This is a genomic window from Providencia sp. PROV175 (genome assembly GCF_032707045.1).
Lineage (GTDB): Bacteria > Pseudomonadota > Gammaproteobacteria > Enterobacterales > Enterobacteriaceae > Providencia > Providencia hangzhouensis.
The window spans coordinates 3,591,263-3,606,110 of the sequence record NZ_CP120533.1 but is presented as its reverse complement, the minus strand read 5'-3'; the positions used below and the strand labels follow the sequence as shown (position 1 = coordinate 3,606,110).

Sequence of the window (14,848 nt, the reverse complement as noted above, 5' to 3'; positions counted from 1 at the left end):
TTTACAGGCATTTGCCTTGTGTTTATCGGCACTTAAGCCGTTTAAAATATTAATTCTGTTTTGGGTTAGATTATGTTTTCACTCTGGAAAGAGTGATTAAGCGGACTTCTTCGCGCTCTTCTGGGGTCAGCCCTTCAGTTCGTTCTTTTGCTATCAAATAGTCGAAACGTTCGTCGAGTGCGCTATTAAATAGATGGTTTAAGGCATCTATAAAAGTATTTTCCGCTATCTCCTCTATTTCTATATCGTTCCACGTTGCCAGTTTTTCAAGCTGTTTCGCAAATTTATTATCACGATAACGCTCTAGCAACTGCCCAGTTGACATTCCGGGGGTGGAACGGCAGACATCAACCAATTCCTGAAATAGAGAAAGCCCCGGCATTTGAATATGGGCAATTCCCTCTAATGAGGGAACAAGCTCCGAAAAGTTCGGATTCTGTACCAACAGCGCGATAAGTATTCGCATTGTGGTTGGTTTTAATTTGGGAGCCTGATAGTTAACTTGTTCTGTGCTCTCTCTATCAATCATAGCAAGAACTTGAGAAATATCCGGTATACCAATAAAATTTCCTAGCTCTTGTGCCATATAAAGGCGCAGCGTTTCACCAGGTATTTGCTTAATCAAAGGGATAGCTAGTTTACTAAATTTTGCTTTCCCTTCTTGCGTTTTTAAATCTACCTGTGGCACAAGTGAATCAAATAAAAAAGCAGAAAGGGTTTGAGCATCCTTCATGCGTTGCTCAAAAGCGTCTTTGCCTTCTTTACGTACTAATGAATCTGGGTCTTCGCCGTCTGGTAAAAACATAAAACGCAATTGACGGCCGTCCGTCAGATAAGGTAGGGCTGTTTCAAGTGCTCGCCATGCCGCTTCTCGGCCAGCGCGGTCACCATCATAGCAACAAATAACCGTATCTGTTGAACGATAAAGTAACTGAATATGTTCTGAGGTTGTTGATGTACCCAGTGAAGCAACCGCATAGCGGATATCGTACTGAGCAAGTGCAACAACGTCCATATAACCTTCAACTACCAGTAATTTTGATAATTCATTACTGTTTTGTGTTGCTTCATAAAGGCCAAATAACTGGCGACCCTTATGGAAAATATCGGTTTCAGGGGAGTTTAAGTATTTAGGGAGTGCATCTCCTAATACGCGTCCACCGAAGGCAATCACACGACCGCGCCTATCCCGAATTGGGAACATGACTCGCTCTCTAAAGCGGTCATAGACTCGGCCATTATCATTTGTCACTAACATGCCAGCATCATCAAGCTGTTTGCGACTTTCTGGGTTTACAGCAAACTTTTTGAGCAAGTTGTCCCAGCCCGCAGGGGCGAAGCCAATCGAAAAATGCTCTATAATTTCAGTGCTTAAACCACGTTGGCTTAAATAATCTTTCGCTTTATTAGCAGAAGGATGACTTAAGGCAGCACAGTAAAATTGATTAATTTTTTCCATCAACTGATATAAATTTTGCCGTTGATGAAGTTCTATTTGGCTTGAACCCGTTCCTTTTTCATATGGGACATCAAGGCCGTGTAGTGCAGATAATTCTTCGATAGCTTCGACAAAATCGAGTTTGTCGTAATTCATCAAAAAATCGATGGCATTGCCATGCGCACCACAACCAAAACAGTAATAAAATTGCCTTTCACCATTTACAGTAAAAGAAGGCGTTTTTTCATTATGGAACGGACAACAAGCGTGATGGTTTTTACCCTGTTTTTTTAACGGGACTTTTGCATCGACTAAATCAATGATGTCGGTTCTTGCTAACAAGTCATTGATAAATGAACGCGGAATTCGTCCAGCCATAAGCCTCTTTTTCGCCTGTTGATGAACGATAATAAGCCGCGCTTCCTTGTGGAAAGCACGGCCTTTAACTGCTTAGCTATTTACTACTACAAAAACTGAGTGACTACGAGAGAAACTAAAGTTTTGTATTAGCTATCGTCTGCAATGAATGCGGTTTTCACCGCAAACAATTAGTACAGACGAGTACGGCGTGCGTTTTCGCGAGCCAGTTTCTTAGCGTGACGCTTTACAGCTGATGCTTTAGCGCGTTTACGTTCAGTCGTTGGTTTTTCATAGAATTCACGACGACGAACTTCAGCTAAAACACCTGCTTTTTCACAGGAACGTTTGAAACGACGCAGTGCAACGTCGAATGGCTCGTTTTCACGTACTTTAATTACCGGCATGTGCCTCTCACCTCAATAGAAATCGGTTTGTTGCTGGTACTGATTCACCAGCCTTCATTTAAAATGGTGCGGAATTTTACTTCAATGAGTACGGGTTTGTAAAGTGCCGTATAAAATTGAATCACACAAGATTACCTGATTTGCAGTTCATTTGATGAAAAAGCAAACAAAACCAGATAATAATGAGAATTAGCCACACGAAATTTTTTATTACAGGGGGCTGATTATAGACTATACAGTTAGGAAAGTCAGCCTTTTGACAACATTAATTACGCGATTGAACGAAAATAGTGATAGACTTGCGGTTATGCAATAAACAAGGGTAGTGCAATGCGTGTTTTAGGTATCGAAACCTCTTGCGATGAAACTGGTATCGCAATCTATGATGATGAGCGTGGCTTATTAGCCAATCAATTATACAGCCAAATTAAAGTTCATGCAGACTACGGTGGTGTCGTGCCTGAACTGGCTTCACGTGATCATATTCGTAAAACAGTGCCGTTAATTCAAGCGGCGTTGAAAGAAGCCAATTTAACCAGTGAAGACATCGACGCCGTAGCTTACACTGCGGGCCCTGGTTTGGTGGGGGCTTTAATGGTTGGTGCAACTGTTGGGCGTTCATTAGCTTTTGCATGGAATGTTCCTGCCGTGGCCGTTCACCATATGGAAGGCCATTTATTGGCACCGATGTTAGAAGAGAAAAGCCCTGAATTCCCTTTTGTTGCGTTACTGGTTTCAGGTGGGCATACCCAGCTTATCAGTGTGACGGGAATTGGTGAGTATGAGCTACTTGGCGAGTCCATCGATGACGCGGCAGGTGAAGCGTTTGATAAAACAGCTAAATTATTAGGCTTAGACTACCCTGGAGGCCCTGTGTTATCTCGAATGGCAGAGCAAGGCACAGCAGGTCGCTTTGTTTTTCCTCGTCCAATGACCGACAGACCAGGGCTGGATTTCAGCTTCTCAGGGTTAAAAACCTTTGCAGCCAATACCATTCGTGAAAATGCGGATGATGACCAAACCCGTGCAGATATTGCGAGAGCCTTTGAAGATGCGGTGGTAGATACGCTTGCGATTAAATGCAAACGTGCATTGGAGCAAACTGGTTTTAAACGCTTGGTGATGGCCGGCGGCGTTAGTGCTAATCGTGCTCTCAGAGCTAAAATGGAAGACGTCCTCAAACAGCGCGGTGGTGAAGTTTTTTATGCGCGCCCTGAGTTTTGTACAGATAACGGAGCGATGATTGCGTTAGCGGGGCTTATTCGTCTTAAAGGTGGAACAACGGCAGGACTTGGTGTAACAGTTCGTCCGCGCTGGCCTTTGGCTGAATTACCACCCTTAGAAAAATAATCATTGTTAATGAATTCATATTTTTTGTAAAAAGGGCTGGATGACAGCCCTTTTGCTATTCAATTAGATATTAATGTAAAACAACAACAGCATCTTCAAGTTGGCTTGAGCGTGCTTTTACCATCGTTGATGTCTCTGTGCTTTGCTCTACCAGTAATGTACTTTGTTGTGTGATGGTTTCGAGCTCACTGACTGCTTGGGTAATGTCTGCGATACCAGCCGCTTGTTCAGAGGTCGCTTGGCTAATATGGGTGATCAATTGTGTGACATTTTGTATTTGGTCAACAATCTCTTTCATGGTATCTCCGGCTGTATGGACTTGGTTTTTTCCTGAATTGACTTTCTTTTCACAATCATTAATTAATTCGCGAATATCATTCACTGCGCTTGCACTGCGGCTTGCAAGGCTACGGACCTCATTGGCAACCACAGCAAAGCCTTTGCCTTGCTCACCTGCACGCGCGGCTTCTACCGCCGCATTTAACGCGAGTATATTAGTTTGAAATGCAATGCTTTTAATCACATCAGTGATGGAATTGATTTTGCTGGTACTACTGACAATTTCATTCATGGTATCAACAACAGCTTCCATCATGGCACCTCCACTTACTGCAGTTTCGCTGGTGGTATTGGAAAGCTGATCAACTTGAATCGTGTTATCAGCATTCATTTTTACGGAAACAGCCATTTGGTTCATTGTTGCAACGGTTTGTTGCATATAGCCGACGGTTAGCTGAGTGTGAGTATCTAATTCACGACAGTCAGAAACCAAAGATTCACTGCCTTTGCGAACGTTATCAACTTGTTCGGAGACATCTTTGATTAACCAACGGCAGATTAGCCCAAGCTGCCCGATAGAACGTAATATTAAGCCAATTTCATCTGTGCGCTGCATATGGTTAACGCTATGTCGATTTCCTCGTGCAATACCAAGTGCTTGTTTGGTGATGTTTTCCAATGGCGCTGCTAGCATTTTTTCAAATACCACATTACCGACTAGTAACGTGATAAATGTACAGGCGCTCATCATCATAAGAGGTGCGATTGGCTGGGGAATGAAGCTTGCCATGATGAGCCAAAGAATAAATAACAAACTCATGATTAGCCGGATACGCGAACGCGTTGAATATGTTGAAAAGTGAAATGGCATTTTTTTAGAAAGCACAATTCCCTTAAAAATTTTTCGTTGGCTTTTATTTTCATTCATTGCGTCATAGATGGGTTCTACCGTAGCAATTTCTTCACGTGTTGCGCGTGTCCGAATAGACATATAGCCTGTAATAGCCCCTTTTCGTTCCATTGGAATGATATTGGCTCGAACCCAGTAATGGTCGCCATTTTTGCGACGATTTTTCACAATACCAGTCCAAGGCTCTCCTTTTTTAAGTGTTGCCCACATGTCGGCAAAAGCTTCCTTGGGCATATCCGGATGGCGGATAATATTGTGTGGACGTGTTAATAACTCATCTAATTCATAACCACTAACCTGTACAAAGAAATCATTAGCGTGGACAATATTTCCTTGCAAATCGCTGGTTGTCATCAAGGTGATATTTTCATCTAATACATATTCGTTTTGAGTGATATAAGGGGTTCTGCTCATTATAAATACCATTATTATTGTTTAATTTTCCTTTTATATAGTCGACAGCTTTTAAATATTCCTTAGTAATAAATTTGCAATTATTTAACTTTTTTTTAAAAGTGTGCGCTGGTTATGGCAAAAATGTAACGTAGCACAAATTGCTATCAGTACAGTTTTAAGGAGAGATATCGAACGGTTGTTATTGGGGGAGTTTTTGGAAATTTTAAACAAGGCAAATAGCATAAAAAAGAGCTGAAATCAGCTCTTCTTAGGAAAAATCATATTAACGATTAGTCATCTAGTTCTTGTTCTTTGGTTTCTTGGGCTATTTCTTTATTGGTTTTTTGCTTTTTGTTTTTTAGTTTTTGCCAAATACGGCTTTCTTGACCGCGCCAAAGGCGTTGTATATTACCGTGATGGCGAACTAACACTAAACAAGACAACATGGCGACAGGGAAAGTGAACTCAGGTTTAAACCACCAAACATAGAAGGGGGCAAGTAAGGCGCTGACAATCGCGCCGAGTGATGAGTAACCACTAAGCAATACCGTAAGTAACCATGTCCCTGCGACTAAACCAGAAAGATCCCAACCAATAGCGGCAATTGAACCAAATGCGGTTGCTACCCCTTTTCCGCCTTTGAAACGAAAGAAAATGGGATATATATGCCCAAGACAGGCTGCAATTGCAACAAAGCCAAGATAGAATGGCTGCACATTTAAATAATAAGCAAGCCAAACTGGTATCATCCCTTTTAATACGTCACAAATGAGTACTCCGGCAGCGGCTGCTTTACCGCCTACACGTAATACGTTAGTTGCACCAGGGTTACCAGAGCCGTGTTGACGGGGGTCGGGTAGTCTCGCCAAACGGCAGATCAGTATCGCACTCGAAACTGAGCCGCAAAGATAGGCGAAGATTATCATGCCAAGCGCGGTTGCACTCATAGCTAACTCCAAAAACGGTTAAGGCCATAAATTCACTTCAGTCTTGGATAATACGCATATTTTTGCTGAAGTGGTATCAATTCAGTACATAAATGAGAAAATGACGTGATGGATATCGTATTTATTGAGCAATTATCAGTCATCACCACGATTGGTGTATATGACTGGGAACAAGATATTGAACAGAAACTCGTGCTCGATATCGAAATGGGATGGGATAACAAACGCGCGTCTATGAGCGATAATGTAGAATATTGCCTAGATTATGCCAAAGTCAGTCAGGCTATCCTAGCTCATGTAGGGAATAACAAGTTTGGGTTAGTAGAACGTGTTGCTGAAGAAGTTGCACAGTTATTGATGACACAGTTTGCTAGCCCATGGGTTCGTATTAAGGTGGCTAAGCCGGGAGCCGTGGCGCGAGCCAAGCAGGTTGGGGTTATTATCGAAAGAGGCATGAAAACCGCTTAAATGATGACTGGCGGTGTTTAGCCGCCAGTTTTATGGTCGTTAGATGATTTGTTGCTGCTGCCAATCTGTTACCGCTTCAATGCGTTGTTTTGTAAGTTCTTGGCGAATTTCAGGGCCTTTAAATCCCTGTTCAACAATAGGTTTGACATCAACCGCTTGTGCGATAGCAAAAGCCTGCTTGAAATATATCCCTTGTGGGTACGTTTGCTGTTCAAGGCCTAACCGGCCTCTTGCATCAGCTTCGCTGATTAAACTCAGTTGTTCAATACGTTCTGGTTTACGCCAGCTATCAAGCCCATCAAAAATCGCAATTAGCTCATTAGCAGGTAATTTATTGATAACATGGATTTTATCATGATAGCGTGCCGCTAGACGGGCTAAGTCACGAGCCGTAGTTGGTACTTTTAATCTTGCGCAGAGAGTTTCTATTAATGGAATACCTGCCTCAGCGTGGTTTGGATGGCTCGGCCAAATATCCGGTGGTGTTAGCGCTTTGCCTAAATCATGGCATAAGGCCGCAAAGCGAATATCTACATTATTAGATAACTCGGCAATCATTTTCATTACCATTAAAGTATGGATACCGGTATCAATTTCAGGGTGCCATTTTTCAGGGGCAGGAACACCAAATAACGCATCAACTTCAGGAAAAAGTACAGCTAAAGCACCACATTGGCGTAAAACATCAAAATACACCTGTGGAGAATTTGATTTCAGCGCTTTTTCGGTTTCTGTCCAAACGCGTTCGGCGGTGAGGTGAGATAATTCCCCTGTTGTGGCCATTTTTTGCATTAATGCCAATGTTTCAGGCGCAATCGTAAAACCTTGTTCAAAGTAGCGAGCGGCAAATCGCGCAACCCGTAAGACCCGTAAAGGATCTTCAGAAAATGCGTCAGACACATGACGTAAAATACGGTTATTGAGATCGTTTACGCCTTGGAATGGGTCAATAATTTCACCTGATCCACTTTGTGCTATCGCGTTAATTGTTAGATCGCGACGTAGCAAATCATCTTCAATAGTAACATCGGGAGCGCTATAGCAGCTAAAGCCAGTATAGCCGGCACCAGTTTTACGTTCTGTGCGGGCTAAAGCGTATTCTTCATGGGTCTTTGGATGTAGGAATACAGGAAAATCCTTTCCAACTTGTTGAAAACCTTGCGATAGCATTGCCTCGGGTGTTGTGCCAACCACCACATAGTCCCTATCTGAAATAGGTAGCCCAAGAAGTTGGTCACGTACAGCCCCCCCCACGAGATAGACTTTCATGTGAATGGCCTCAATTACATCCAACCATCATTACGCTTTTTACGACGTGGAATGATGTGCGGTAAAATCAAACCTAAAATTAAGCCAACACCGGCAACGCCACCACCATACATAAACCATTGTAAAATCAATTCACGACGGCGATCATCTAAGTTGACTTCTGCAATCTCCAGCTTTTTACCTGATTTAATTAGCTCGTTTTTTAATTTTTCATTTTCAGCTTTCAGTTGGCTGACAATATTGTCATTATCAGCGACTTTTTGCTGCATATCTGCGGTTCGTGTATTCCAAGTGTTGTCAATATTATCGAGTTGCTGACGTAGTTTTTGATTTTCCGCTTCAAGTTCTGGAATGCGGGTTTTCATACTGGGTGTATTACTGAGTTGATCTACGGGTAACCAGACCGTTCTACCCTTTTCATCGCGAACTTGTGCAAATTTGTTATCTGTGGAAAGCAGTTCAACCGCTTCCCCGGCATTAAGCGTACCTACAATACGATATTTTGTGCCTGGTCCACTATGAACGTATGTGGATAAATCATCCGACACATAACGTTTTTCTGCTGCATATGAATTTAAGGAAAGGCCTAGCCCCATGATTGAAATTAATAATAATGGAATTTTTCGCATGGTATTTACAGTCTTTTGATGGTGAATGAGTTTTATATTATTTGAATACTAATGAGTAAAGTGTAAGGGTGCAAACCCTAAACGCAGATGTATTCACACCCAAAAGGAGAATGAGAACTATCCTAACTGTCTAAATTACCCTTATTTTCACTCTATTTTCAATATAACTCACTGAAAGAAATATGACAGGTAGAATTTTTGATTCCTATGCAGTTTCTTTTCTCAGCTTAGCTCGATTGGGGTAATATGAGTGTAGTGAAATAATTAAATAAGGATATGTATGAGCCACGTAGAGGTTGAACTCAAACTTGCTGCTAAGCACTCGGCAATAGAGGCTGTACGACAGTGTCTATCAACATTGTCTCACCAGTACAGCGAACCAACGAAGTTAACCAATATCTACTTTGATACGGCAAATAAGCAGTTACGTCAGTGGGATATGGGCTTACGTATCCGCGGTTGTGATGGTCGTTATGAAATGACAATGAAAACGGCTGGGCAGGCGATAGGCGGCTTACACCAACGGCCTGAATATAATGTTGACATTGATTCACCTGAGCTTGATTTAGCCGCATTACCTGCTGAAATTTGGCCAGAAGGCACTGATGTTTCACAGCTTCAGTCTGAATTAAATATCCTCTTTAGCACCAATTTTACCCGTGAAAAATGGTTAGTGACTTTTGAAGATAGCGAAATAGAAGTGGTTTTTGACCAAGGTGAAATTTCCTCTGGCGCAAAGGATTTGCCTATTCAAGAGTTTGAACTAGAACTAAAAAAAGGCTTTATTGCTGATGTACTCAATTTAGCGAAGAAATTTGCAGATATCGACGGATTACATTTGTCATCACTTAGCAAAGCTGCACGTGGATATTCCTTGCTATCGCTGCCAAAAGAGCCATTAACTTGTCCAGACTCGCTGTTTGACTACGAAGAGCTGCCCTTAGAAAAGTCATTAATGCATATGCAATTACTTTGCCAGCAGCATGAAGCTTACTGGTTAGAAAATGGAAGCAATGCGCGCCAAGGTTTCAGTGAGTTTTTACGTTTTGTTCAGGCATTTTTAGTGCATTACCAAAATTCAGCGCCTCATTTTATTCATGATACTCCGCTAGAACAATTACGCACAAACATTGCTGATGAATCCATGAGTGCAGAGGATTTTTGCTATAGCAGCCAGTGGTTAAAATGTAAATTAGCCTTTATCCAATGGTTAAGTGCTTTAACCTATCAAGAAGCCCATTAAGGTATTGATAATATGCATGCTTTTCCTGACGTATTGCAAAGCCAAGGTGAACGTGTTTTAAACCGAATTACGGAGCAGGCTCACGAGTTATTGCCGTTAAGTGAACAAGAAATTCAGGTGCTGTCTTTCAGCGATTTTGCACTCAAGCAAGTACTCGCGCACCCACAGTTTTTACTTGAAATTCGTTCTCAGCCACCGAAAGCTGATGAATGGAAAAGTTATGCATCATGGTTATCACAAAATTTGTCGTTAGTTAACAATGAAGAACATTTGATGCGAGTATTGCGCATCTTTCGCCACCATATGTTAGTGCGCTGTGCATGGATGCAAGTGTTAGAAATAAGCACGCAAAAAGAAACGATTTATCAGCTCAGCATATTGGCGGAGACCTTGGTTGTTGCGGCGCGAGATTGGTTGTATCAAGAATATAGTCAGTCATGGGGAACCCCTTGTAATGCAGAAGGAAAACCGCAGCCGCTATTGGTTTTAGGGATGGGAAAGTTAGGGGGCAGAGAGCTTAATTTTTCATCAGATATTGACCTAATTTTTGTTTATCCAGAAAACGGGGTTACCCAAGGTGGCCGAAAAGAGTTAGATAATGCGCAATTTTTTACGCGTTTAGGGCAAAAGTTGATCCGTGTACTTGATCAAGTGACAGAGAATGGTTTTGTTTACCGGGTTGATATGCGCTTACGGCCATTTGGTGATAGCGGGCCGTTAGTTTTTAGTTTTTCCGCACTTGAAGACTATTACCAAGAACAAGGGCGTGATTGGGAACGTTATGCGATGGTGAAAGCTCGCATTATGGGGGCTGATAGCCTGCATTATGAGGCGTGTTTGCGACAGCTTTTGCGTCCTTTCGTTTATCGTCGCTATATCGACTTTAGCGTGATCCAATCTTTGCGCAACATGAAAAATATGATTGAGCGGGAAGTCCGGCGTCGTGGTTTGGTAAATAATATCAAATTAGGGGCTGGAGGTATTCGTGAAGTTGAATTTGTTTCACAGGTTTTTCAGTTAATTCGAGGGGGGCGAGAACCTGTTTTACAGTCGCAATCCTTATTTTCAACATTACAAGGGATCCGAGAACTTGCATTATTAACGGAAGAACAAGTGAATATCCTGCAAGATGGCTACCTTTTCTTGCGTAGAGTCGAAAATTTACTGCAAAGTATCGATGACCAACAGACACAAACACTCCCTGACGATAGTTTAAACCAAACGCGCTTAGCGTGGGGAATGAGCTTTGCGGATTGGCCCGCATTTTATCTGGTTTTGAGCCAGAAAATGGCCGCGGTGCATCAAATATTCACTGAGCAAATAGGCAAGGAAGATGATAGTGAGAACACTGATGCATTCGATGAAATTTATATCACGCTATGGCAAAGTGAATTATCGAAAGAAGAATTAGCCACTTACTTACCCTCTAAAAATGAAGATATTGCCCAACGCATTATTCACGGCATAGTGATGTTCCGTCATGATCTTAATAAACGCACCATTGGCCCTCGTGGACGGGATGTTCTTGATGAATTAATGCCTAAATTATTGGCAAAAGTCGGTGAACGTGATGATGCAGGCCAAGTCATTGAGCGTATCACCCCCCTGTTATTGAGCATTGTTAGCCGTACAACTTATCTGGAGTTAATGCTCGAATTTGACGAGGTTTTAACTCACGTTATTCGCTTATGTGCAGCGTCACCTATGATAGCGGAGCAGCTAGCGCGCCACCCATTGTTATTAGATGAATTGCTCGACCCTCAATCATTATACCAGCCGCTACCACTAACGGCTTACCGCGATGAACTGCGCCAATATTTAATGCGGGTTCCTGAAGATGACGAAGAGCAGCAACTTGAAGCCTTACGTCAATTTAAACAAGCCCAATTGTTGCGCATCGCCGCCGAAGACATTTCGGGGGTTTTACCTGTAATGAAGGTCAGTGACCATCTGACTTACCTTGCTGAAGCGATTATTGATGCAGTGGTACACCAAGCGTGGCAAAAAATGGCAAAACGCTACGGAGAGCCCTCACATCTAGAACTAAATGATAAAAAACAATATGGTTTTGCGGTGTTAGGTTATGGAAAGCTAGGTGGCTGGGAATTGGGTTATAGTTCGGATTTAGACCTCGTTTTTCTCTTCGATTGTCCTTTAGATGTCGTCACCAATGGCGAACGTTCCATTGATGCTCGCCAATTTTATCTGCGTGTCGCTCAGCGCATTATCCATTTGTTTAGTACTCGAACCCCTTCTGGTGTGTTGTATGAAGTTGATGCGCGACTTAGGCCTTCCGGTGAGTCAGGAATGTTAGTCAGTACAATACAATCATTTGATGACTACCAAAAAAACGATGCTTGGACATGGGAACATCAGGCGCTAATTCGAGCCCGAATGGTGTTTGGTGATGAGGATTTACAACGGAAATTTATACACACTCGCCACGAAACTTTGTGTATGCCAAGAGAACCTCAAACTCTGCAGCAGCAAGTGCGCGATATGCGGTTAAAAATGCATCAGCACTTAGGAAGCCATCAAGCCAATGTGTTCGACTTAAAAGCTGATCCAGGTGGGATCACTGATATTGAATTTATCGCGCAATACTTAGTGTTGCGTTTCGCTTCAGAAAACAATGTGTTAACACGTTGGTCTGATAATGTGCGTATTTTCGAACTAATGGCGCAATATGGTTTCATGCCTGAAGATGAGGCGAATGCTTTAACTCAAGCGTATGTCACGATGCGTAATGAACTCCATCACTTAGCATTACAATCGTTGCCAAGCCGCGTTGAAATAAACCAATTTACTCAACAACGTGAACAAGTTTTAGCAAGTTGGCAAAAATGGCTTGAGGAATAAGGAACAAACGCATTTTATTTAGCTAAACAGCGCAATATGCTAGTATTGTTGCTAATTATTATCAGATTTCCTTTTTAAGACTGGAGTGCAGGATGAAAGTAACTCTTCCGGATTATAAACAAGCCGGTGTGCTGGTGGTTGGTGATGTTATGTTAGACCGTTATTGGCATGGTCCTGCAAACCGAATTTCGCCAGAAGCCCCTGTTCCGGTGGTTAAAGTCACGATGGTAGAAGAGCGTCCCGGTGGTGCAGCTAACGTCGCGATGAATATTGCTTCATTAGGGGCAAACTCCCGCCTTGTGGGGTTAACTGGGATTGACGACGCGGCAAAAGCTCTAACTGAAAATTTAAATGCGGTGCAGGTGCGGTGTGATTTTGTCGCTATTCCAACCCATCCAACGATTACTAAATTACGTGTACTTTCTCGCAATCAGCAACTTATTCGTCTTGATTTTGAAGAAGGTTTTGAAAACGTGGATGTAGCCCCCGTACTGGAGCGCATAGAACAAGCACTGCCACACATTGGCGCACTAGTGCTGTCTGATTACGCAAAAGGGGCGTTAACGCATGTTGAAAAGATGATAGCGCTCGCGAACAAGGCCAATGTTCCCGTTTTGATTGACCCGAAAGGAAACAATTTTGAACGTTACCGCGGGGCAACATTATTGACGCCAAATATGTCTGAGTTTGAAGCGATTGTTGGGCCATGTAAAAACAACCAAGACGTTGAAGAAAAAGGCATGAAGCTGCTTCATTCATTGGAGCTTAAAGCCCTGTTAATTACGCGTTCAGAGCAAGGTATGAGCCTGATCCGCCGTGATGAAGCCCCATTGCATTTACCGACTCAGGCACAAGAAGTGTTTGACGTGACAGGGGCAGGAGACACGGTTATTGGCGTACTGGCTGCGTCTATTGCATCTGGCCGTCCATTACATGAAGCCTGCGCACTAGCTAATGCCGCAGCAGGCGTGGTGGTGGGCAAATTAGGGACTTCAACAGTTTCGCCTATTGAATTAGAAAACGCTATTCGTGGCCGTGCTGACACTGGTTTTGGTGTTATGACGGAAAGTGAATTAAAACAAGCGGTTGAGAATGCAAGACTGCGCGGTGAACGTGTGGTGATGACTAATGGTTGTTTTGATATTCTCCATGCAGGGCATGTGTCTTATTTAGCTAACGCGCGTAAATTGGGTGACCGCCTGATTGTGGCGGTCAATAGCGATGCATCGACGCGCCGCTTAAAGGGGGAAACACGTCCAGTCAACCCATTAGAACAGCGAATGACCGTACTCGGAGCGCTAGGATCCGTTGATTGGGTCGTCGCTTTTGAAGAAGACACTCCACAACGTTTAATCGCAGAAATTCTGCCTGACATCTTAGTTAAAGGGGGGGATTACCGCCCTGAAGAGATAGCGGGCAGTGCGGAGGTCTGGGCAGCGGGAGGCGAAGTTAAAGTCCTTAACTTTGAAGATGGTATTTCTACAACCAATATCATTAAAAATATTATGAAAACGAGTTAATTTATCATTATTAATTAGTTAGTTAAAAACCTCACGTGGGTATGTAAAAACGCCGTGAGGTTTTTATTTATCTAAAATTAAAGTGGGGTCACTTTTTCAATTTAATTACTCAGCCGTTTTTTCTTCTACATCTAAATGGGCTTCAAGTGCGCTAACGCGTTGTTCCATCTTCGCTAATTTTTCACGGGTGCGTAATAAGACTTGAGTTTGAATATCAAATTCTTCACGGCTGACTAAGTCTAATTTACCGAGCTGTGATTGTAATAGTGAACGCAGTTTTTTATCAAAATCTTCACCTAAATCACGCACGCCTTGTGGTAAAGCGCCTTGAATTTGGCGGGCAACTTGTTCAATTTTTTTCGGATCGAGCATTTCGCGGGTCCTTCAGTTTATCAAAATATTGTTGTGAATTGTTGGGAGTAGTTTAATACCTCTTGCTGCCTTGCGCTAGCTTGAATTATTTAGAGAGAGGTTTAGAACCGATAGTGAAATTAACCTTGATAACTCTAAGTTTTTATTCATGTTTTTTGGCTAAAAGTGTGAGTCGTTCGCCAATTTTGATTATCATCGTTGCGAACTTGAATTATTGGCGTTATATTAATTGCGTATATCTCAGGGCGGGGTGAAAGTCCCCACCGGCGGTAAACATGCATCACGCATGAAGCCCGCGAGCGCTTTATCATTTTGTGGTAAAGGTCAGCAGACCCAGTGTGAATCTGGGGCCGACGGTTATAGTCCGGATGGGAGAGAATTAACAGTATCTGCATGTTTGTGCT

12 protein-coding genes and 1 riboswitch are annotated in these 14,848 nt (G+C 42.6%); of the genes, 5 read left to right on the top strand and 7 right to left on the bottom strand.

Annotated features, from left to right (window positions below; translation table 11 throughout):
• Positions 1-70 precede the first annotated feature (70 nt).
• Positions 71-1,816, bottom strand: a complete 1,746-nt coding sequence (gene dnaG / locus P3L44_RS16350) for a DNA primase (RefSeq protein ID WP_110591259.1) — start codon at positions 1,814-1,816, stop codon at positions 71-73.
• Positions 1,817-1,986: 170 nt separating this feature from the next.
• Positions 1,987-2,202, bottom strand: a complete 216-nt coding sequence (rpsU, locus tag P3L44_RS16345) for a 30S ribosomal protein S21 (protein ID WP_001144069.1) — start codon at positions 2,200-2,202, stop codon at positions 1,987-1,989.
• A gap of 330 nt (positions 2,203-2,532) precedes the next feature.
• Here rpsU and tsaD point away from each other — a divergent pair, with 330 nt between their 5' ends.
• Positions 2,533-3,552, top strand: coding sequence for a tRNA (adenosine(37)-N6)-threonylcarbamoyltransferase complex transferase subunit TsaD (tsaD, locus tag P3L44_RS16340; RefSeq protein ID WP_094961091.1), 1,020 nt, complete (start codon positions 2,533-2,535; stop codon positions 3,550-3,552).
• 70 nt (positions 3,553-3,622) lie between these two features.
• On the opposite strand, the gene P3L44_RS16335 is transcribed toward tsaD, so the two are convergent.
• Positions 3,623-5,155 carry a methyl-accepting chemotaxis protein gene (locus P3L44_RS16335; RefSeq protein WP_140171571.1) on the bottom strand — a complete coding sequence of 511 codons (1,533 nt, stop codon included), beginning with the start codon at positions 5,153-5,155 and terminating at the stop codon, positions 3,623-3,625.
• Between the two features lie 272 nt (positions 5,156-5,427).
• Positions 5,428-6,084, bottom strand: a complete 657-nt coding sequence (gene plsY / locus P3L44_RS16330; RefSeq protein WP_004257775.1) for a glycerol-3-phosphate 1-O-acyltransferase PlsY — start codon at positions 6,082-6,084, stop codon at positions 5,428-5,430.
• Between the two features lie 108 nt (positions 6,085-6,192).
• On the opposite strand from plsY, the gene folB reads away from it, so the two are divergent.
• On the top strand, positions 6,193-6,552 hold the full coding sequence (gene folB, locus P3L44_RS16325; RefSeq protein WP_004257772.1) for a bifunctional dihydroneopterin aldolase/7,8-dihydroneopterin epimerase: 360 nt from the start codon (positions 6,193-6,195) through the stop codon (positions 6,550-6,552).
• A 39-nt stretch (positions 6,553-6,591) separates the two neighbouring features.
• Here the strand turns inward: folB and P3L44_RS16320 are convergent, their stop codons facing one another.
• Positions 6,592-7,821, bottom strand: a complete 1,230-nt coding sequence (locus P3L44_RS16320; protein ID WP_272661610.1) for a multifunctional CCA addition/repair protein — start codon at positions 7,819-7,821, stop codon at positions 6,592-6,594.
• 14 nt (positions 7,822-7,835) lie between these two features.
• On the bottom strand, positions 7,836-8,450 hold the full coding sequence (locus P3L44_RS16315) for a TIGR04211 family SH3 domain-containing protein (RefSeq protein ID WP_125890344.1): 615 nt from the start codon (positions 8,448-8,450) through the stop codon (positions 7,836-7,838).
• Between the two features lie 280 nt (positions 8,451-8,730).
• On the opposite strand from P3L44_RS16315, the gene P3L44_RS16310 reads away from it, so the two are divergent.
• The 3 genes from P3L44_RS16310 (at position 8,731) to hldE (ending at position 14,072) form a co-directional block, all read left to right on the top strand.
• Positions 8,731-9,693 (top strand): inorganic triphosphatase, encoded by a 963-nt coding sequence (locus P3L44_RS16310; protein ID WP_213913062.1) that lies wholly within the window; start codon positions 8,731-8,733, stop codon positions 9,691-9,693.
• Positions 9,694-9,705: 12 nt separating this feature from the next.
• Positions 9,706-12,552 carry a bifunctional [glutamate--ammonia ligase]-adenylyl-L-tyrosine phosphorylase/[glutamate--ammonia-ligase] adenylyltransferase gene (gene glnE, locus P3L44_RS16305; RefSeq protein ID WP_272661611.1) on the top strand — a complete coding sequence of 949 codons (2,847 nt, stop codon included), beginning with the start codon at positions 9,706-9,708 and terminating at the stop codon, positions 12,550-12,552.
• A gap of 92 nt (positions 12,553-12,644) precedes the next feature.
• Positions 12,645-14,072, top strand: coding sequence for a bifunctional D-glycero-beta-D-manno-heptose-7-phosphate kinase/D-glycero-beta-D-manno-heptose 1-phosphate adenylyltransferase HldE (gene hldE / locus P3L44_RS16300; protein WP_125890341.1), 1,428 nt, complete (start codon positions 12,645-12,647; stop codon positions 14,070-14,072).
• A 105-nt stretch (positions 14,073-14,177) separates the two neighbouring features.
• Here hldE and ubiK read toward each other — a convergent pair whose 3' ends face one another.
• Positions 14,178-14,444 (bottom strand): ubiquinone biosynthesis accessory factor UbiK, encoded by a 267-nt coding sequence (ubiK, locus tag P3L44_RS16295; protein ID WP_125890340.1) that lies wholly within the window; start codon positions 14,442-14,444, stop codon positions 14,178-14,180.
• 232 nt (positions 14,445-14,676) lie between these two features.
• Positions 14,677-14,828, top strand: a riboswitch (FMN riboswitch).
• The last annotated feature ends 20 nt before the right edge of the window (positions 14,829-14,848 follow it).

Excerpts from the sequence above, each read along its gene's own strand:
- dnaG (WP_110591259.1), bottom strand. The coding sequence starts at position 1,816 with ATGGCTGGACGAATTCCGCGTTCATTTATCAATGACTTGTTAGCAAGA.
- rpsU (WP_001144069.1), bottom strand. The coding sequence starts at position 2,202 with ATGCCGGTAATTAAAGTACGTGAAAACGAGCCATTCGACGTTGCACTG.
- tsaD (WP_094961091.1), top strand. The coding sequence starts at position 2,533 with ATGCGTGTTTTAGGTATCGAAACCTCTTGCGATGAAACTGGTATCGCA.
- P3L44_RS16335 (WP_140171571.1), bottom strand. The coding sequence starts at position 5,155 with ATGAGCAGAACCCCTTATATCACTCAAAACGAATATGTATTAGATGAA.
- plsY (WP_004257775.1), bottom strand. The coding sequence starts at position 6,084 with ATGAGTGCAACCGCGCTTGGCATGATAATCTTCGCCTATCTTTGCGGC.
- folB (WP_004257772.1), top strand. The coding sequence starts at position 6,193 with ATGGATATCGTATTTATTGAGCAATTATCAGTCATCACCACGATTGGT.
- P3L44_RS16320 (WP_272661610.1), bottom strand. The coding sequence starts at position 7,821 with ATGAAAGTCTATCTCGTGGGGGGGGCTGTACGTGACCAACTTCTTGGG.
- P3L44_RS16315 (WP_125890344.1), bottom strand. The coding sequence starts at position 8,450 with ATGCGAAAAATTCCATTATTATTAATTTCAATCATGGGGCTAGGCCTT.
- P3L44_RS16310 (WP_213913062.1), top strand. The coding sequence starts at position 8,731 with ATGAGCCACGTAGAGGTTGAACTCAAACTTGCTGCTAAGCACTCGGCA.
- glnE (WP_272661611.1), top strand. The coding sequence starts at position 9,706 with ATGCATGCTTTTCCTGACGTATTGCAAAGCCAAGGTGAACGTGTTTTA.
- hldE (WP_125890341.1), top strand. The coding sequence starts at position 12,645 with ATGAAAGTAACTCTTCCGGATTATAAACAAGCCGGTGTGCTGGTGGTT.
- ubiK (WP_125890340.1), bottom strand. The coding sequence starts at position 14,444 with ATGCTCGATCCGAAAAAAATTGAACAAGTTGCCCGCCAAATTCAAGGC.